This window comes from Streptacidiphilus fuscans (assembly GCF_015690355.1).
Taxonomy (GTDB): domain Bacteria; phylum Actinomycetota; class Actinomycetes; order Streptomycetales; family Streptomycetaceae; genus Streptacidiphilus; species Streptacidiphilus fuscans.
Genome location: NZ_JADPRT010000004.1, coordinates 106,882 through 121,468, shown reverse-complemented (window position 1 = coordinate 121,468; position 14,587 = coordinate 106,882). Strand labels below are relative to the sequence as shown.

The window sequence follows — 14,587 nt, the reverse complement described above, 5'->3', positions numbered from 1 at the left end:
TCCCCCGCGGAGCGGGAAAAGGGCGGGCCTCACGGCAAAGCGTCAGCCGCGGAGCGTCGCTCCGACGCGCGCGCTCGCCTCGGCGACCGCCGCCTCGCGGGCCGCGGACGCCTCGTCCGCGGTCAGCGTGCGGTCCGAAGCGCGGAATCGCAGCGCGTACGCAAGGGACTTGCGCCCCGCGCCCACGCTCTCGCCCCGGTAGACGTCGAACAGCCGCAGCGACTCCAGCAGCGAACCCGCACCGTCCCGCAGCGCCGCCTCGACGTCACCCGCCGGGACCGCGTCGTCGACGATCAGGGCCACGTCCTGGGTCGCCACCGGGAAGGTGGAGATCTTCGGACCCTCCGGCTTGACCGCGCCGTCCTCGACGAGGACGTCGAGGTCCAGCTCCATCGCGCAGGTGCGCTCCGGCAGGTTCAGCGCCTTGATGACGCGCGGGTGCAGCTCACCCGCGTGGCCGACCAGGCGCTCGCCCGCGTACAGCGCGGCGCAGCGGCCCGGGTGCCAGGGGCTGTGCTGGTCCTGACGGACCGTCAGCTTCACGCCCGCCGCGTCCGCGACCGTGCGCGCGGCCTCGACGGCGTCGGCCCAGGTCCAGGCCTGGGCCTTGCCCCACCAGCCCTGCGGGTCGCGGCTGCCCGCGAGCACCACGCCGACCCGGTACGGCTGACGCGGCAGGGCCGCGTCCAGCTGCGCGATCTCGTCCTGGGTGGGACGACGGTCGACCGGCAGGCGCGGCGCGCTGTAGAGCGTGTCGGCGGTGCCGTCGACGCGGAAGACCCGGCCCAGCTCGAAGAGCGCGACGTCCGTCGTGCCACGGCCGATGTTGCGGTGCAGCGCACCCAGCAGGCCCGGCAGGATCGTCGTGCGGAGCGAGGGCTCCTCGTGCGAGATCGGGTTGGCGATCTTCACCGTCTCGCGGCGCGGGTCGCCCGCCTCGATGCCGAGGTGGTCGAGGACCGCCTCGCCGATGAACGGGTAGTTCTGCACCTCGACGTACCCGGCAGCGGCCAGCGCCAGGCCGATCCGGCGGCGCAGCCGCTGAATCTCCGTCAGGCCGGTGCCCGCGGGGACGTTCGGCAGCGTGGAGGGCAGGTTCTCGTAGCCCTCCAGGCGGATGACCTCCTCCGCCAGGTCGTTCGGGTCGGTGAGGTCCGGACGCCAGCTCGGCGGGGTGACCGTCAGCACGTCCGAGCCGACGACCGTGCAGCCGACCTCCTGGAGGCGGCGGACGACGGTCTCGCGCCCGTACTCCTGGCCCGCGACGCGGTCCGGGTGGTCGGCGGCGATGGTGATCGCGTGGACCGGGTGCGGGGCGACGACGTCGGTGACGCCCGCCTCGGCGGTGCCGCCCGCGACCAGGACCAGCAGGTCCACGGCACGCTGCGCGGCGGCCTTGGCGGCCTCCGGGTCGACGCCGCGCTCAAAACGCTTGGCCGCCTCGGAGGGCAGCTTGTGGCGCCGGGCGCTGCGGGCGATGGAGACCGGCGCGAAGTGCGCGGCCTCGATGACGACCTCGGTGGTGCCGGTGACCTGGCCGGTCTCCGGGTCCACGACCGGGTCGGCGATCTCGGTGCCCGCGCCGCCCATGACGCCGGCGATGCCGATCGGGCCGCTGTTGTCCGTGATCAGCAGGTCCTCGGGGTCGAGGGTGCGCTCCACGCCGTCCAGCGTGCGCAGGTTCTCCCCCGCCACGGCGCGGCGGACCGTGATGCCGCCCTCGACGCGGTGCTTGTCGTAGGCGTGCAGCGGCTGACCCATTTCGAGCATCACGTAGTTGGTGATGTCGACGGCCAGCGAGATCGGGCGCATGCCCGCCTTCTGCACCCGGCGCTGCATCCAGATCGGCGACTTGGCCGCCGGGTCCAGGCCGATGACGCTGCGCGCGACGAAGCGGTCGCAGGCCGCCTGGTCCTCGACCTTGACCAGCGGGCCGTAGGAGTTGGCCGGCGGCACGTCGATCAGGGCCGGGTCGCGCAGCGGCAGGTCGTAGGCGATCGCGGTCTCGCGCGCCACGCCGCGGACCGAGAGGCAGTAGCCGCGGTCGGCGGTGACGGCGATGTCCAGCACCTCGTCGACCAGCTCCAGCAGCTCGATCGCGTCGGTGCCGGGCTCGTACTCCGGCGGCAGCACGATGATGCCGTCGTGGTCGTCGCCCATGCCCAGCTCGCGGGCGGAGCAGATCATGCCCTCGGAGGTCTTGCCGTAGGTCTGCCGCGCCGCGATCGGGAACGGACCGGGCAGCACCGCGCCGGGAAGCACCACGACGACCTTGTCGCCGACGGCGAAGTTCCGCGCGCCGCAGACGATGTTCTGCGGCTCACCAGTGCCGTTGGCGTTGCCGACGTCCACCTGGCAGTAGCGGATCGGCTTCTTGAAGCCTTCCAGCTCCTCGATGGCCAGGACCTTGCCGACCACCAGCGGGCCCTTGAGGTCGCCGCCGAGCTGCTCGACGGTCTCGACCTCCAGGCCGGACCGGATCAGCTTGGTCTGGATGTCTCGGCCGGTCTCACCGGCGGGGAGGTCGACGTACTCCCGCAGCCAGGAAAGCGGGACGCGCATCAGATCTCCATCCCGAACGGGAGGGTGAACCGCACGTCACCCTCGACGATGTCTCGCATGTCCTCGACGTTGTGCCGGAACATGAGCATGCGCTCGATGCCGAAGCCGAACGCGAAGCCGCTGTACTTGTTGGGGTCGACGCCACAGGCGACCAGCACCCGCGGGTTGACCATGCCGCAGCCGCCGAGCTCGATCCAGCCCTCGGAGGAGCAGGTCCGGCAGGGACGGTCCGGGTTGCCGACGGACTCGCCACGGCAGACGAAGCAGACCATGTCCATCTCGGCGGACGGCTCGGTGAAGGGGAAGTAGTTCGGGCGCAGGCGGGTGGTGATGCCCTCGCCGAACAGCGCCTGGACCATGTGGTCCAGGGTGCCCTTGAGGTCCGCCATGGTCAGGCCCTCGTCCACGGCCAGCAGCTCGATCTGGCTGAAGACGGGCGTGTGCGTGGCGTCCAGCTCGTCGCTGCGGAAGACGCGACCCGGGCAGATCACGTAGACCGGCGGCTCGGCGGCGGCCAGCAGCGAGCGGATCTGCACGCCGGAGGTGTGCGTCCGCAGGACGACGGAGTCGGCGTCCTTGAGGAAGAAGGTGTCCTGGGTGGAGCGCGCCGGGTGGTCCGGGCCCATGTTGAGAGCGTCGAAGTTGAGCCACTCGGCCTCGACCTCGGGGCCCTCGGCGACGGAGTAGCCCATGGCCGTGAAGACGTCCATCAGCCGCTCGGCGAAGGTCGTCAGCGGGTGCCGGCCGCCGCGCGGGGCGCGGTCGTAGGGCAGCGTGACGTCGACGGCCTCCTCGACCAGCACGCGCGCGTCGCGCTCGGCCTCCAGCGCCGTGCGGCGCTCAGCGAGGGCCTTGTTGACCGCGCCACGGGCGGCGCCGACGCGCTTGCCCGCGTCCGCCTTGGCCGCCGGCGGCAGTGCGCCGATCTCGCGGTTGGCGAGCGCGAGCGGGGAACGGTCACCGGTGTGGGCGACCTTCGCCTCGTGCAGGGCGTCGAGATCGGTCGCAGCGGCGAAGGCGGCGATCGCCTCGTCGCGCAGGCGCTCGATCTCCTCCGGCTTCAAGGCCTCGACCTCCACCGGGTCGTACGACTTGTTGGGTGCGGACATCTCTCTCTTCCCGTTTGCGGCAAAGCGCGGCCAAAAGTTGAGTCTAATGGGTTGGGGTGGGCAGACGGTTCGCCGCCTCGGACCTCAGGGGCGCGAGGAACTGCGCGAGAAACCACTGATCCTGGGAGGGTGGCTTGTCGCGCCCGCGCTGGGGGTCCCCCCGCCGAAGGCAGGGGGAGGAACCGCATATCAGCAGAGCCCCGCGCCCCTGGATAGTGCAACGAACCCAAAGTGCCTTCAGGCAAGAACCTCTGGAATGCCCGCAGGCAAAATAAATCGGAAACTCGCCCCACCCTCGGGCCCACGGTCGACGCGGATCGTTCCGCCGTGCGCTTCGACGATGCCCTTGACGATGTAGAGCCCCAGCCCCGTGCCGCCGCGCTTGCTGCCGCGCCAGAAGCGGGTGAAGACGCGCGGGATCGACTCCTCGGGGATGCCGGGCCCCTGGTCGCTCACCGTCACCGCCGTCCCTTCGCGCACACGGCCCGAGGCCTCCTCGGACTTCGCCGGTTCCACCTCGATGGTGACAGTGCCCTCACCGTGTCGCACCGCATTTTCCAGCAGGTTGCCCAGCACCTGGTCCAGCTTGTCGGAGTCGGCCCACAACTGCGGCAGCGGCTCCGCGAAACGCACCGCGAAACGTTCCTCCGGCACGCCCGCCGCGACCAGTCCGTCGACATGTCGCCGCACCGCGACGTCCAGTCGGACCGGCTGGCGGCGCACCTCCAGCCGACCCGAGTCGATCCGGGAGATGTCGAGCAGTTCGGCGATCAGCCGGGTGACCCGGTTGGCGTCGGCGTCGACCGTCTCCAGCATCAGCTTCTTCTGCGGCTCGGTGAACCGCTCCCACTTCTGCAGCAGGGTCGCTGTGAAGCCCTTGACGCTGGTCAGCGGCGAGCGCAACTCGTGGGCGACGGTGGCGATCAGCTCCGCGTGGCTGCGCTCCGTGCGCCGTCGCGCCTCCGTGCCGCGCAGCGCGACCACCACCCGTCGCACCGGGCCGGTGCGGCCGTCGGCGCGGAGGTAGCGGGCGGAGACCAGGATCTCGCGTCCGCCGGGGCCGGGCAGCAGCAGATTGCGTTCGGGCTGGCGGGTGCGGATGGCGAGGCCGCCGTACGGGTCGGTCACCTGCCACCAGCGGCGGCCTTCGAGGTCTTCAAGCGGGAGCGCCTCGGCCAGCGGACGGCCGAGGACGGCGTCGCGCGGCAGGCCGGTGATCCGGGCGGCGGCGCGGTTGAAGACCACGACGACGCCGTGCTCGTCGGCGACCAACAGCCCGTCGGGCAGGTCCTCGGGGTCGAGGGTCGACTCGCAGGGGGCATCAACCGCGGGAACGACGACGGCTGCGTCAACCCCGGGAGCGGTGCGGGCTGTGGGAACGCGGACACCGCGCTGTCCCGGTATCGGACTCCCCATGGCCGCGCCTCCCCTCCAGGCCCCGTGATCCAGGCCCTGCACCCGGGGCGCGTGCATGCGCGGCCCCGCGACCGTGTTTTCGACAGCACGGTCGCCCTCGGCTCAGAGCCTAGCGACTTCCGCCCTACCCACGGCAGTCAGGAACGACACCCTCCGGGTGCACGCTGGGCGCGCGCCGAGGCGTAGAGGCAGACGGCGGCGGCCGTGGCGAGGTTGAGGCTCTCGGCGTGCCCGTGGATCGGGACCCGGACGACCGCGTCGGCCAGCGCCCGGGTCTCCTCCGGCAGGCCCCAGGCCTCGTTGCCGAAGAGCCAGGCGGTGGGCGCGCCGAGGGTGCCCTCGTCCAGTTCGGCGTCGAGGTCGCGGTCGCCCGCGCCGTCCGCGGCGAGCACCCGGATCCCGGCCTCGCGCAGTCCGGCCACGGCCTCCTCCACCGGGACGCCGACGGCCACCGGCAGGTGGTAGAGGCTGCCGACGGAGGCGCGCACGGCTTTGGGGTTGTACAGGTCGACGGAGGCGTCGGTCAGCACGACCGCGTCCGCGCCGGCGGCGTCGGCGGTGCGCAGGACGGTGCCGGCGTTGCCGGGGTCGCGGACGTTGGCCAGCAGCGCGACCAGGCGCGGCTTGGCGGCCAGCACCGAGGCGAACGTGGCGTCGACAAAGCGACAAACCGCCACGATCCCCTGCGGGGTGACCGTCTGGCAGACGGCCGCGATGACCTCGTCCGTCGCGGTCAGCACGGGGACCCGCTCGGCCCGGGCCCGGGCGATCAGGTCCGCGTGACGCTCGGCGGCCTCGAAGGTGGTGTAGATCTCGACGACCGAGTGGCTGCCGTCGGGCAGCGTCCCGAAGTCGACCGCCTCGCGCACGGCCTGCGGCCCCTCGGCGATGAAGCGCCGCTCCTTGCCGCGCTGGGCGCGCCGGGAGAGCCGCCTTGCGGCGTTGACTCGGGGCGAGCGCAGCGAGGTGAGCTCGGGCTGGGACTGCGAGAACGGCAGGGACATCGCGGTGATCACTCCACAGAAGACGGCCGTGCGGGGGGCGAAGGACGCCACCGCCGCAGCCACAGAACGGGCCCGCAGGGGGTTACCCCCTGCGGGCCCACAGCACTACAGACGTGCGATGCCTGTCACTCAGGCGGCGTCAGCGGCGACCTTCGGCGCGTTGACGTCGGCCGGCAGGGCCTTGCGAGCGGCCTCGACGAGCGCCTCGAACGCGGCGGAGTCGTTGACGGCGAGCTCGGCCAGCATCTTGCGGTCGATCTCGATGTTGGCAGCCTTCAGGCCCTGGATCAGGCGGTTGTAGGTCATGCCGTTCGCGCGGGCAGCGGCGTTGATGCGCTGGATCCACAGCTGACGGAAGTCGCCCTTGCGCTTCTTCCGGTCGTTGTAGTTGTAGACGAACGAGTGGGTGACCTGCTCCTTCGCCTTGCGGTACAGGCGCGAGCGCTGGCCACGGTAACCGCTGGCCAGCTCGAGGACGACCCGGCGCTTCTTGTGGGCGTTGACTGCCCGCTTGACGCGTGCCACGTTTTTACTCCTTCAAAGGGACCGTGGTCGTTGTCACACGGTCCGGTTACTGATGTGGTCGAAAAGGATCGGCGTGCCCTGGTCGGGCAGCGATCACTTGCCGAGAAGCTTCTTGATCTTCTTCGCGTCGGCGGGGGCAGCCTCGACGGTGCCGGCCAGACGGCGGGTCAGCGTCGACGACTTGTGCTCGAGCAGGTGGCGGCGACCGGCGCGCTGGCGCAGCACCTTGCCGGAGCCGGTGAGCTTGAAGCGCTTGCTGGCACCGGAGTGCGTCTTGTTCTTCGGCATGTCGCCGTACTCTCCTCGTCGGTCCGCTCCCGCCCGCGACCGCCTCACGGCGGGACGAGCGGGAGCGCTTCGTGATTACTGGGGCCCTCGGGCGGGTGCCCGGGGGCCGATGCGGTCGGGGCGCACCGGCGTCAGCCGGCCGCGGCCTCCGAACCACCCTCGGTCGAGGTCTCCTCGGCGGCGTCAGCCTGGGGCTGCTCCTCCGCCTCGACGACCTCGTCGACCTCGGTGACCTCGCCGGCCTCGTCGTCGACCTCGGTGGCCTCGTCGGTCGCAGTGCGACCAACCCGCCCGCCCAGCGCCGCCTTGCGGGCGGCCTGAGCCTCACGGGCCTCGGCCATGGCCTCGGTCTTCTTCTTGTGCGGACCGAGGACCATGATCATGTTGCGGCCGTCCTGCTTCGGGTTCGACTCGACGAACCCGAGGTCCTGGACGTCCTCCGCCAGACGCTGCAGCAGTCGGAAGCCCAGCTCGGGGCGGGACTGCTCACGGCCACGGAACATGATCGTGATCTTGACCTTGTCGCCCTGCTTGAGGAACCGAACGACGTGACCCTTCTTGGTGTCATAGTCGTGCGGATCGATCTTCGGCCGGAGCTTCATTTCCTTGATGACCGTGTGCGCCTGGTTCTTGCGCGCCTCACGAGCCTTCATGGCGGACTCGTACTTGAACTTGCCGTAGTCCATGAGCTTGCACACGGGCGGACGCGCGGTCGCGGCGACCTCGACCAGATCGAGGTCGTATTCCTGCGCGAGCTCGAGGGCCTTGGCAAGCGGAACAATGCCTACCTGCTCGCCGCTGGGACCGACGAGTCGCACCTCTGGGACGCGAATCCGGTCGTTGATGCGGGGCTCGGTGCTGATGGATCCTCCTCGGTTGCGTCTCGCGACTGCCGGGCGGCAGTCACGACAGCTGGCTTGGTACCGCCACGCAGAGCTTCATTCGCATCCGCGGTGTCTGCACTCACATGCACCGCGGGCACGAAAAAAGCCCCGCATGACGCGCAGGCGGGGCTCCGAGGCACAACGACGATCACGCACCGCGGGTAACACGCCACTGACGGCATGGCGGCGCGGAACGCCTCGTCGGACCGTTGACCCGACGACCCGGAGGTCGGTGCGGGTGGGAGCCTGGAGCCTCCACTTGCGGGCCGGGACTGCTGGAGCCGTAATGGCATAGCGGTACCTGGCCGGTCTCAGTCTGCAAGCATAGCAGCGTCCGTCGATACCGCAGAATTCCCGCTCATGCGGGTGATTCCGGCAGACTGCGGGTGCGACACCTGAAGCACCTGAGACACCGACCAGCGTAGACGAAGTGAGACCTGAGCCATGAGCGGCGAGACTCCCGAATTCGACGACCTGACCCGTGACATCGCGGACGTCCCTGCCGTGGAGGTCATCACGACCGTCGCGGTCCACCTCATGAGCGCGGCGGCGGTCAACCTCGGCCTCGCGGAAGGCGGCGAGGGCCACAAGGACCTCGACGAGGCCCGCAAGCTGATCACCGCCCTGGCCGGGCTGGTGACGGCGGGGGCGCCCGAGATCAGCAACTTTCACGCGGCGCCGCTGCGGGACGGCCTGAAGTCCCTCCAGCTGGCCTTCCGCGAAGCCTCCCTCGTCCCGGACGCCCCGGGCACGGGCCCGGGCGAGAAGTTCACCGGGCCGGTGTACAGCTGACCTGAACTTTGGGCAGCGGGACTTCTGCACCAAGGGCACGTTGCACTACTCAGGGGCGCGGGGAACTGCGCGACAAGCCACCCTGCGAGGTGGAGCCCCGATCGTTCAGGGCCATCCGCATGTCAGTGGTTTCTCGCGCAGTTCCTCGCGCCCCCAAGTGGTGCAACTGACTCACCGCTGATACAGCGGAGCCTTCGGCTCCGAGGGGCTGGGGGCGAGGACCGCGAGGTCGAGTCCACGGTCCAGGCGGATGCGCAGAAGCTGACTGTCCGCCAGGTCCGTGGCCACCGCCTGGAACGCCTCCGCCGGAGCGCCCGGCTCGGCGATGAGGACGAGTTGGGCGTCCGTCTGCTCGCTTGCGAGCAGGTGCGCGCGCAGAACGGCGGGATGCTTCGCCAGGAGCGCGCGGAGTTCGTCCGCGATCTCCGGATCGTCCAGCGGACGACGATGCGCGCGGCCCTCGGCGACAGCCCGGAGCGCCGCTCCGGACAGCTCGTAGGGGACCGGACCGGCCAGGTCGATCAGCAGGGCGTCCGCCTGCTCACTCCACGCCGCCTGCACCGCCTGCGGAGCCGGCACCGGCGCCGGGCGGGCGTCGGCGCGCCAGCGGGCCAGGGCGTCGAGGGAGGTGAAGGCCGGCAGGCCCTTGCGGCCGTCGGGGGCCTGGAGGGTGGGGACGGCCATGTCGCTGGTCTTCTCGTGGCGGTGACCGTGCTCGTCCGTCTCGACCTCGCCGAGGATCGCCACGATCGGCACCATCAGCCGGGCCTTGGCGAGCAGGGCGAGGACCCGCGTCTCCGTCTCGGGGCCGGGATCGGCCGCGTACGCGGCGAACGCCGCCGCCAACTCGGGGTCTGCTGAACCGTCGTCACCCGAGAACCCCGGGTCAGGGATGTTCTTGCGCTCCACCCCGCGAGCGTAGTCCAGTCCGCCGCCAGCGGAATCCCAGGCCCCGGCCAGGCTCGTTCTCTACCGTCGACAGGATGGTCCGTCTTGGTGCATGGCGTGTGCTCCTCGGGGTGGGGACGGTGCTCACAGCCGTCGTTCTGTGTGCGGTTCTGCTGCACGCATCGGCCGCACGGCGACCGGAGGCGAGGCCCTCGGCCGCTCCGTCCCGGATCCGGGCGAGGAGGGTGAGATCGTTACCTGTGCCTCGTCACTCCCCCTCCGCGACCCCGACACCCCGTCCCACTCCTACACCTTCACCGACTCCGACTCCCACGCCGACTCCGACCCTCCGCGCCGACGGCGTCGACGCCGCGCTCGCGAGCGCGGACGGCCATGCGGCCGTCGCGGCTGTCGACCTGAGCACCGGCCTCGCGCTCGATCGCGGCGACACCGGGCACGCGTTCGTCACCGCGAGCATCGTCAAGGTCGACATCCTGGCCACCCTGTTGCTCCAGCACCAGGACAACGGCACCTCGCTCGACTCTGACGAGCGCGCGCTCGCCCAGCAGATGATCGAGAACAGCGACAACGACGCGGCGACAAGCCTCTTCGACGCGGTGGGCGGCGCGTCCGGCGTGGACGCGGCCAACCAGCGCTTCGGCCTCACCGACACCAGCGCGGGGACCGGCGGCTACTGGGGTCTCACCACGACCACCGCACGCGACCAACTGACGTTGCTGCGACAGGTGTTCACCTCGCACTCGCACCTGGACAGCGACTCCAGGGAGTATCTGGACTCGCTGATGTCCTCCGTCGAGCCGGACCAGACCTGGGGCGTCAGCGCGGCGGCGGACGGCGGCTCGTACGCGCTGAAGAACGGGTGGCTGCCGCGCTCCGCCACCGGTCTGTGGGTGATCAACAGCATCGGCGAGGTGCGGCGGGACGGCCACACGCTGCTGATCGCCGCGCTCTCCGACGACAACCCGAGCATGGACGGCGGCGTCAGCCTGGTCCAGCGCGTCGCCTCGGCCGTCGGATCCGCCTTCGACTGACGCGGCCTGGCCCGGGTGAGGATCGGCCCGCGTGGGGATCGGCCCGCGTCGGGATCGGCGCGGTCCGGACGAGTCGCGCCGACCCCTACCCGCAGGTAATTCCGTGTGGCAGGCTTCGCCCATGGTGCCCCGTTCCGCTGGTTCCCTCGCTGCCGACCGCGCACGTTACGACCGTGCCACCGCGCATCTCGACGCCCCGTTGGCGATCGTCGACCTGGAGGCGTTCGACGCCAACGCCGCCGACCTGGTGCGCCGCGCGAGCGGCAAGCCGATCCGGGTGGCGAGCAAGTCGGTGCGCTGCCGGACCCTGCTGGAACGGGTGCTGGCCAAGGACGGCTTCCAGGGGATCATGAGCTTCACCCTGGAGGAGTCGATCTGGCTGGCCCGCGAGGGCTTCGACGACATCCTGCTCGCCTACCCCTCGGCCGACCGCGCCCGGTTCGGCGAGCTCGCGGCCGACCCGAAGCTGGCCGGGGCGATCAGCGTCCTGGTCGACGACCCGGCCCAGCTGGACCTGATCGACGCGGCGCGCGAAGGCGGTGCGGAGGAGATCCGGGTCTGTCTGGAGCTGGACACCGCGCTGCACCTGCTGGGCGGGCGCATCCGGGTCGGCGCGCGCCGCTCGCCGCTGCGTACACCTGAAGCGCTGCGCGGGCTGGCGGACCTGATCGGCCGTCGGCCGGGATTCCGGGTGGTCGGGCTGATGGCCTACGAGGGCCATGTGGCCGGGGTGGGCGACAGCATCCCCGGGCGGCCGTTCCGGTCCCGGGCGGTCCAGCTGATGCAGCGGACCGCGCGGCAGGAGCTGGCGGTGCGACGCGACGCCGTGGTCCGGGCCGTCCGCGAGGTCGCCGACCTGGAGTTCGTCAACGGCGGCGGCACCGGCAGTGTGGAGAGCACGGTCGCCGAGAGCTGCGTGACCGAGGTGGCTGCCGGCTCCGGGCTGTACGTCCCGCGCCTCTTCGACAACTACCGCGCCTTCAGCGGCCGACCGGCCGCGCTCTTCGCCCAGCCCGTCGTGCGCCGTCCCGGCGTGGGCGTGGTGACGGTCCTCGGCGGCGGCTACCCCGCCTCCGGCGCGGCGGGCGCGGACCGTTCGCCGGTCCCCTATCTTCCGGAGGGCCTGCGCTACGACCCGCAGGAGGGCGCGGGCGAGGTGCAGACGCCGCTGCTCGGCTCCCCCGCCGACGACCTGCGGATCGGCGACCGGGTCTGGTTCCGGCACGCCAAGGCGGGCGAACTGTGCGAGCGCTTCGCCACGCTGCACCTGGTCGAGGGTGATCGAGTGATCGAATCCGTACCGACCTACCGAGGCGAGGGAAAGACTTTCCTCTGACGACCGGTCAACTGATCACTTGATTCACTTGATCAACGGACGGTGGCCACGATCGATGATTCGATCGTGGCCACCGTTTCGTATGAGCAGTACGAGACCAAACGCGCAGTACGCGCTGGGTCAGCTGCTGCCCGGCGCGCCGCTCGACGACCCGGACGAGCCCGCGCTGCCGCCGCCGGTGAGCGAGCCGCCGGAGAAGTCGGCGATGCCGGAGACGATCTGGTCCATCTGGGAGACGTTGGGGGCCTTGCTCGCGATGTCGAAGCCCATCCGCACAGCGACGAGCTTGTCCCCCGCCGTGTCCGGGAAGACGACGGTCTCCACCGTCCCGTTGTTGCCGACCTTGGCGTCCACCTGCCAGCGGACCAGGTAGCCGGAGCGGCCCGCGACGGTGACGGCCTTCTGCTCCAGGACCTGGTGGCCGGTGATGGCGCCGTAGGACTCCTTGGCCGCGGCGGCGATGTCCGTCTGGGCAGCGGCCTGCACGCCGCTGCTGACGGGAGTGGTCAGGGTCACACTGTCGACGCCCGCGAGGGAGCAGGAGTTGCTCGACCCCGAACAGGTGTAGCTGCCGAAGTACGCCGAGGCGTGGCCGTCCTGCGTCGTACCACCGGTCCAGCCGCTCGGAACCGGGAAGCTGATGCCGTCGACGACGTCGACCGCCGTGTTCGAACCGCTGCCCCCGCCGGAGCCGCCGGTACCGCCCGAACCGCCCGTGCTGCCCGAAGCGCCACCGGAGCCACCGCCGTTGCCGAACGGGTTCTGGCCACCGAGCCCGCCGTTTCCGCCACCGTTACCACCGCCGCCACCGTTGCCGCCCTGGGCGAACGGGCTGCTCGACGCGGTGGTCGACGTGCCGTCGTTGTGCATCACCAGGTACGTGCTGAGCGTGCCGAGGCCCGCGCCGACCAGCGCTGCCGCGACGCCGACGATCACCAACGGGCGCCGACGTCCGCGCGTGGGCGCGGCCGGGGGCTCACCCGAGATGAACACCGTGGTCTCGTCGCTGCGGGTACTGACGGTCCATTCGGAACCGTTCCACCATCGTTCGCCGATGTGGTCGGGATCGGCCGGCTTGGGGTCCGGGTACCAGCCGGCTGGTGGGGGCGTCGTATCACTCACGTGGGCAACGTACCGTGCCGCCGATAAGCATCCGATCAGCTCCGCCTGTCCGGCCGCCCGGGCTCTCCCGGGCCGGAACCGTGGGACGGGTCTTGACGTGCGCGGACATCGCCCGCACATTGTGGCGCGAACGTTCGAGTCATGGGATTCGCGTCGTGGGAGGGGCAGCACCGTGAACGGAACCGGATCGGATCGGATCGGGCGCTGGGGTCGCGTCCTGCTGGGCGTGAGCGTCGGCGTGTTCCTCGGCGCGGGACTTCCGATCTTCGAGTTCGCCTCACAGGACGGCGGGTTCGGGACGCCCATGGCGCGGGCACAGGAGGAGCTGGTCGTCGTCGAGGTGGTCGCCGTCCTCGTGGTGCTGGCGCTGCGTCCGCTGGTGGCACGGGTGCCACGGGCCCGGCTCCCGTACGGCTCACTGCCCGTGCTGGCCTTGGCCTTCGCGCTGGTCTGCGCGGCGGTGGAGTGGCACGAGTTCGGCTTCGCCGACGCGTCGGCGCTCGACGCGCTGCTCGGCGTCAGCGACCGGGCCAAGGAGATGCTGCCGGGCCTGCTCGCGGGCTGGTGGCTGCTGCGCGAGAGCCGTCGCGGGGACCGTGGTGCGAGCGTCCTCGCGACGGTCCCCGCACAGACGGCTCCCGCGCCGACGATCCCCGCGCAGCGGGACGAGCCGGTGGTCGAGCTCACCCTCGAACCCTTCGAGGTGCTGACCGAGCGCGGCTGAGCCGACTGTGCCGGCCGTGCCGGCCGTGCCGGCTGAGCGTGACTCCGCAGCGCTCCCGCGTGGCTAGAGCGGAGTGACGTACGCGCCGGAGATCCCGCCGTCGACCAGGAACTCACTGGCGGTGATGAAGGTGGAGTCGTCGCTGGCGAGGAAGGCGACCGCGGCGGCGATCTCCTCGGCGTGCGCGAACCGTCCGACCGGGATGTGGACCAGGCGGCGCGCGGCGCGCTCCGGGTCACTGGCGAACAGCTCCTGCAGCAGCGGCGTGTTCACCGGCCCCGGGCAGAGCGCGTTGACGCGGATCCCCTCGCGGGCGAACTGGACGCCCAACTCGCGGGACATCGCCAACACCCCGCCCTTGGAGGCGGTGTAGGAGATCTGCGAGGTCGCCGCGCCCATCTTGGCCACGAAGCTGGCCGTGTTGATGATCGAGCCCTTGCCCTGCCGCTGCATGTACGGCAGGGCCGCCTTGCAGCACAGGTAGACGGAGGTCAGGTTGACCTCCTGGACCCGGCGCCAGGCGTCGATGCCGGTGGTGAGGATGGAGTCGTCGTCGGGCGGCGAGATGCCCGCGTTGTTGAAGGCGACGTCGACGCTGCCGTAGGTGTCGAAGGCGGCCTTGAACAGCGCCTCGACCTGCTCGGCGTCGGTGACGTCGACCTTGACGAAGAGTCCGCCGACCTCCTCGGCGGCGGCCTTTCCGGCCGTCTCGTCGATGTCCGCGCAGACGACGTTCGCGCCCTCGGACGCCAGTCGGCGGGCGGTGGCCAGGCCGATCCCGGAGCCCGCGCCGGTGACGACGGCGGTCCGGCCGACCAGACGACGGCAGACCGGGGCGGCCTGCTGCTCCTCGTGCTGAGTGGTGGTCACTTCTCTCCTGTCCTC

The 14,587-nt window shown here is 71.2% G+C and carries 14 protein-coding genes; 4 read left to right on the top strand and 10 right to left on the bottom strand.

The window, feature by feature from the left end; genetic code table 11:
- Positions 1-42: 42 nt before the first annotated feature.
- The 7 genes from pheT to infC form a co-directional block, all read right to left on the bottom strand.
- Complete coding sequence (gene pheT / locus I2501_RS11135; protein WP_196193760.1) at positions 43-2,562, bottom strand: phenylalanine--tRNA ligase subunit beta; 2,520 nt, start codon at positions 2,560-2,562, stop codon at positions 43-45.
- Positions 2,562-3,671 carry a phenylalanine--tRNA ligase subunit alpha gene (pheS, locus tag I2501_RS11130; RefSeq protein WP_196193759.1) on the bottom strand — a complete coding sequence of 370 codons (1,110 nt, stop codon included), beginning with the start codon at positions 3,669-3,671 and terminating at the stop codon, positions 2,562-2,564. The genes pheT and pheS overlap by 1 nt, the downstream gene beginning before the upstream one ends.
- 237 nt (positions 3,672-3,908) lie before the next feature.
- Positions 3,909-5,087, bottom strand: a complete 1,179-nt coding sequence (locus I2501_RS11125) for a sensor histidine kinase (protein WP_196193758.1) — start codon at positions 5,085-5,087, stop codon at positions 3,909-3,911.
- Positions 5,088-5,224: 137 nt separating this feature from the next.
- Positions 5,225-6,091, bottom strand: a complete 867-nt coding sequence (locus I2501_RS11120) for a TrmH family RNA methyltransferase (RefSeq protein ID WP_196193757.1) — start codon at positions 6,089-6,091, stop codon at positions 5,225-5,227.
- A 129-nt stretch (positions 6,092-6,220) separates the two neighbouring features.
- Positions 6,221-6,616, bottom strand: a complete 396-nt coding sequence (gene rplT, locus I2501_RS11115) for a 50S ribosomal protein L20 (RefSeq protein WP_196193756.1) — start codon at positions 6,614-6,616, stop codon at positions 6,221-6,223.
- A gap of 93 nt (positions 6,617-6,709) precedes the next feature.
- Positions 6,710-6,904, bottom strand: a complete 195-nt coding sequence (gene rpmI, locus I2501_RS11110) for a 50S ribosomal protein L35 (protein WP_042364316.1) — start codon at positions 6,902-6,904, stop codon at positions 6,710-6,712.
- A gap of 131 nt (positions 6,905-7,035) precedes the next feature.
- Complete coding sequence (gene infC / locus I2501_RS11105; RefSeq protein WP_196194122.1) at positions 7,036-7,767, bottom strand: translation initiation factor IF-3; 732 nt, start codon at positions 7,765-7,767, stop codon at positions 7,036-7,038.
- Positions 7,768-8,232: 465 nt separating this feature from the next.
- On the opposite strand from infC, the gene I2501_RS11100 reads away from it, so the two are divergent.
- The gene (locus tag I2501_RS11100; protein WP_196193755.1) at positions 8,233-8,580 is read left to right on the top strand and encodes a DUF1844 domain-containing protein; all 348 of its coding nucleotides are present in this window, start codon (positions 8,233-8,235) and stop codon (positions 8,578-8,580) included.
- 171 nt (positions 8,581-8,751) lie between these two features.
- On the opposite strand, the gene I2501_RS11095 is transcribed toward I2501_RS11100, so the two are convergent.
- Positions 8,752-9,489 carry an SseB family protein gene (locus tag I2501_RS11095; protein ID WP_196193754.1) on the bottom strand — a complete coding sequence of 246 codons (738 nt, stop codon included), beginning with the start codon at positions 9,487-9,489 and terminating at the stop codon, positions 8,752-8,754.
- A gap of 239 nt (positions 9,490-9,728) precedes the next feature.
- On the opposite strand from I2501_RS11095, the gene I2501_RS11090 reads away from it, so the two are divergent.
- Together I2501_RS11090 and I2501_RS11085 are read left to right on the top strand one after the other, a co-directional pair.
- Complete coding sequence (locus I2501_RS11090; protein WP_328806321.1) at positions 9,729-10,520, top strand: serine hydrolase; 792 nt, start codon at positions 9,729-9,731, stop codon at positions 10,518-10,520.
- A 121-nt stretch (positions 10,521-10,641) separates the two neighbouring features.
- Positions 10,642-11,856 (top strand): amino acid deaminase/aldolase, encoded by a 1,215-nt coding sequence (locus I2501_RS11085; protein ID WP_196193752.1) that lies wholly within the window; start codon positions 10,642-10,644, stop codon positions 11,854-11,856.
- 120 nt (positions 11,857-11,976) lie between these two features.
- Here I2501_RS11085 and I2501_RS11080 read toward each other — a convergent pair whose 3' ends face one another.
- Complete coding sequence (locus I2501_RS11080) at positions 11,977-12,978, bottom strand: DUF2510 domain-containing protein (protein WP_196193751.1); 1,002 nt, start codon at positions 12,976-12,978, stop codon at positions 11,977-11,979.
- Positions 12,979-13,150: 172 nt separating this feature from the next.
- On the opposite strand from I2501_RS11080, the gene I2501_RS11075 reads away from it, so the two are divergent.
- Positions 13,151-13,702 carry a hypothetical protein gene (locus I2501_RS11075; protein WP_196193750.1) on the top strand — a complete coding sequence of 184 codons (552 nt, stop codon included), beginning with the start codon at positions 13,151-13,153 and terminating at the stop codon, positions 13,700-13,702.
- A 63-nt stretch (positions 13,703-13,765) separates the two neighbouring features.
- Here the strand turns inward: I2501_RS11075 and I2501_RS11070 are convergent, their stop codons facing one another.
- Positions 13,766-14,572, bottom strand: coding sequence for a 3-oxoacyl-ACP reductase (locus I2501_RS11070; RefSeq protein WP_196193749.1), 807 nt, complete (start codon positions 14,570-14,572; stop codon positions 13,766-13,768).
- Positions 14,573-14,587 lie beyond the last annotated feature (15 nt).

Excerpts from the sequence above, each read along its gene's own strand:
- pheT (WP_196193760.1), bottom strand. The coding sequence starts at position 2,562 with ATGCGCGTCCCGCTTTCCTGGCTGCGGGAGTACGTCGACCTCCCCGCC.
- pheS (WP_196193759.1), bottom strand. The coding sequence starts at position 3,671 with ATGTCCGCACCCAACAAGTCGTACGACCCGGTGGAGGTCGAGGCCTTG.
- I2501_RS11125 (WP_196193758.1), bottom strand. The coding sequence starts at position 5,087 with ATGGGGAGTCCGATACCGGGACAGCGCGGTGTCCGCGTTCCCACAGCC.
- I2501_RS11120 (WP_196193757.1), bottom strand. The coding sequence starts at position 6,091 with ATGTCCCTGCCGTTCTCGCAGTCCCAGCCCGAGCTCACCTCGCTGCGC.
- rpmI (WP_042364316.1), bottom strand. The coding sequence starts at position 6,904 with ATGCCGAAGAACAAGACGCACTCCGGTGCCAGCAAGCGCTTCAAGCTC.
- I2501_RS11100 (WP_196193755.1), top strand. The coding sequence starts at position 8,233 with ATGAGCGGCGAGACTCCCGAATTCGACGACCTGACCCGTGACATCGCG.
- I2501_RS11085 (WP_196193752.1), top strand. The coding sequence starts at position 10,642 with ATGGTGCCCCGTTCCGCTGGTTCCCTCGCTGCCGACCGCGCACGTTAC.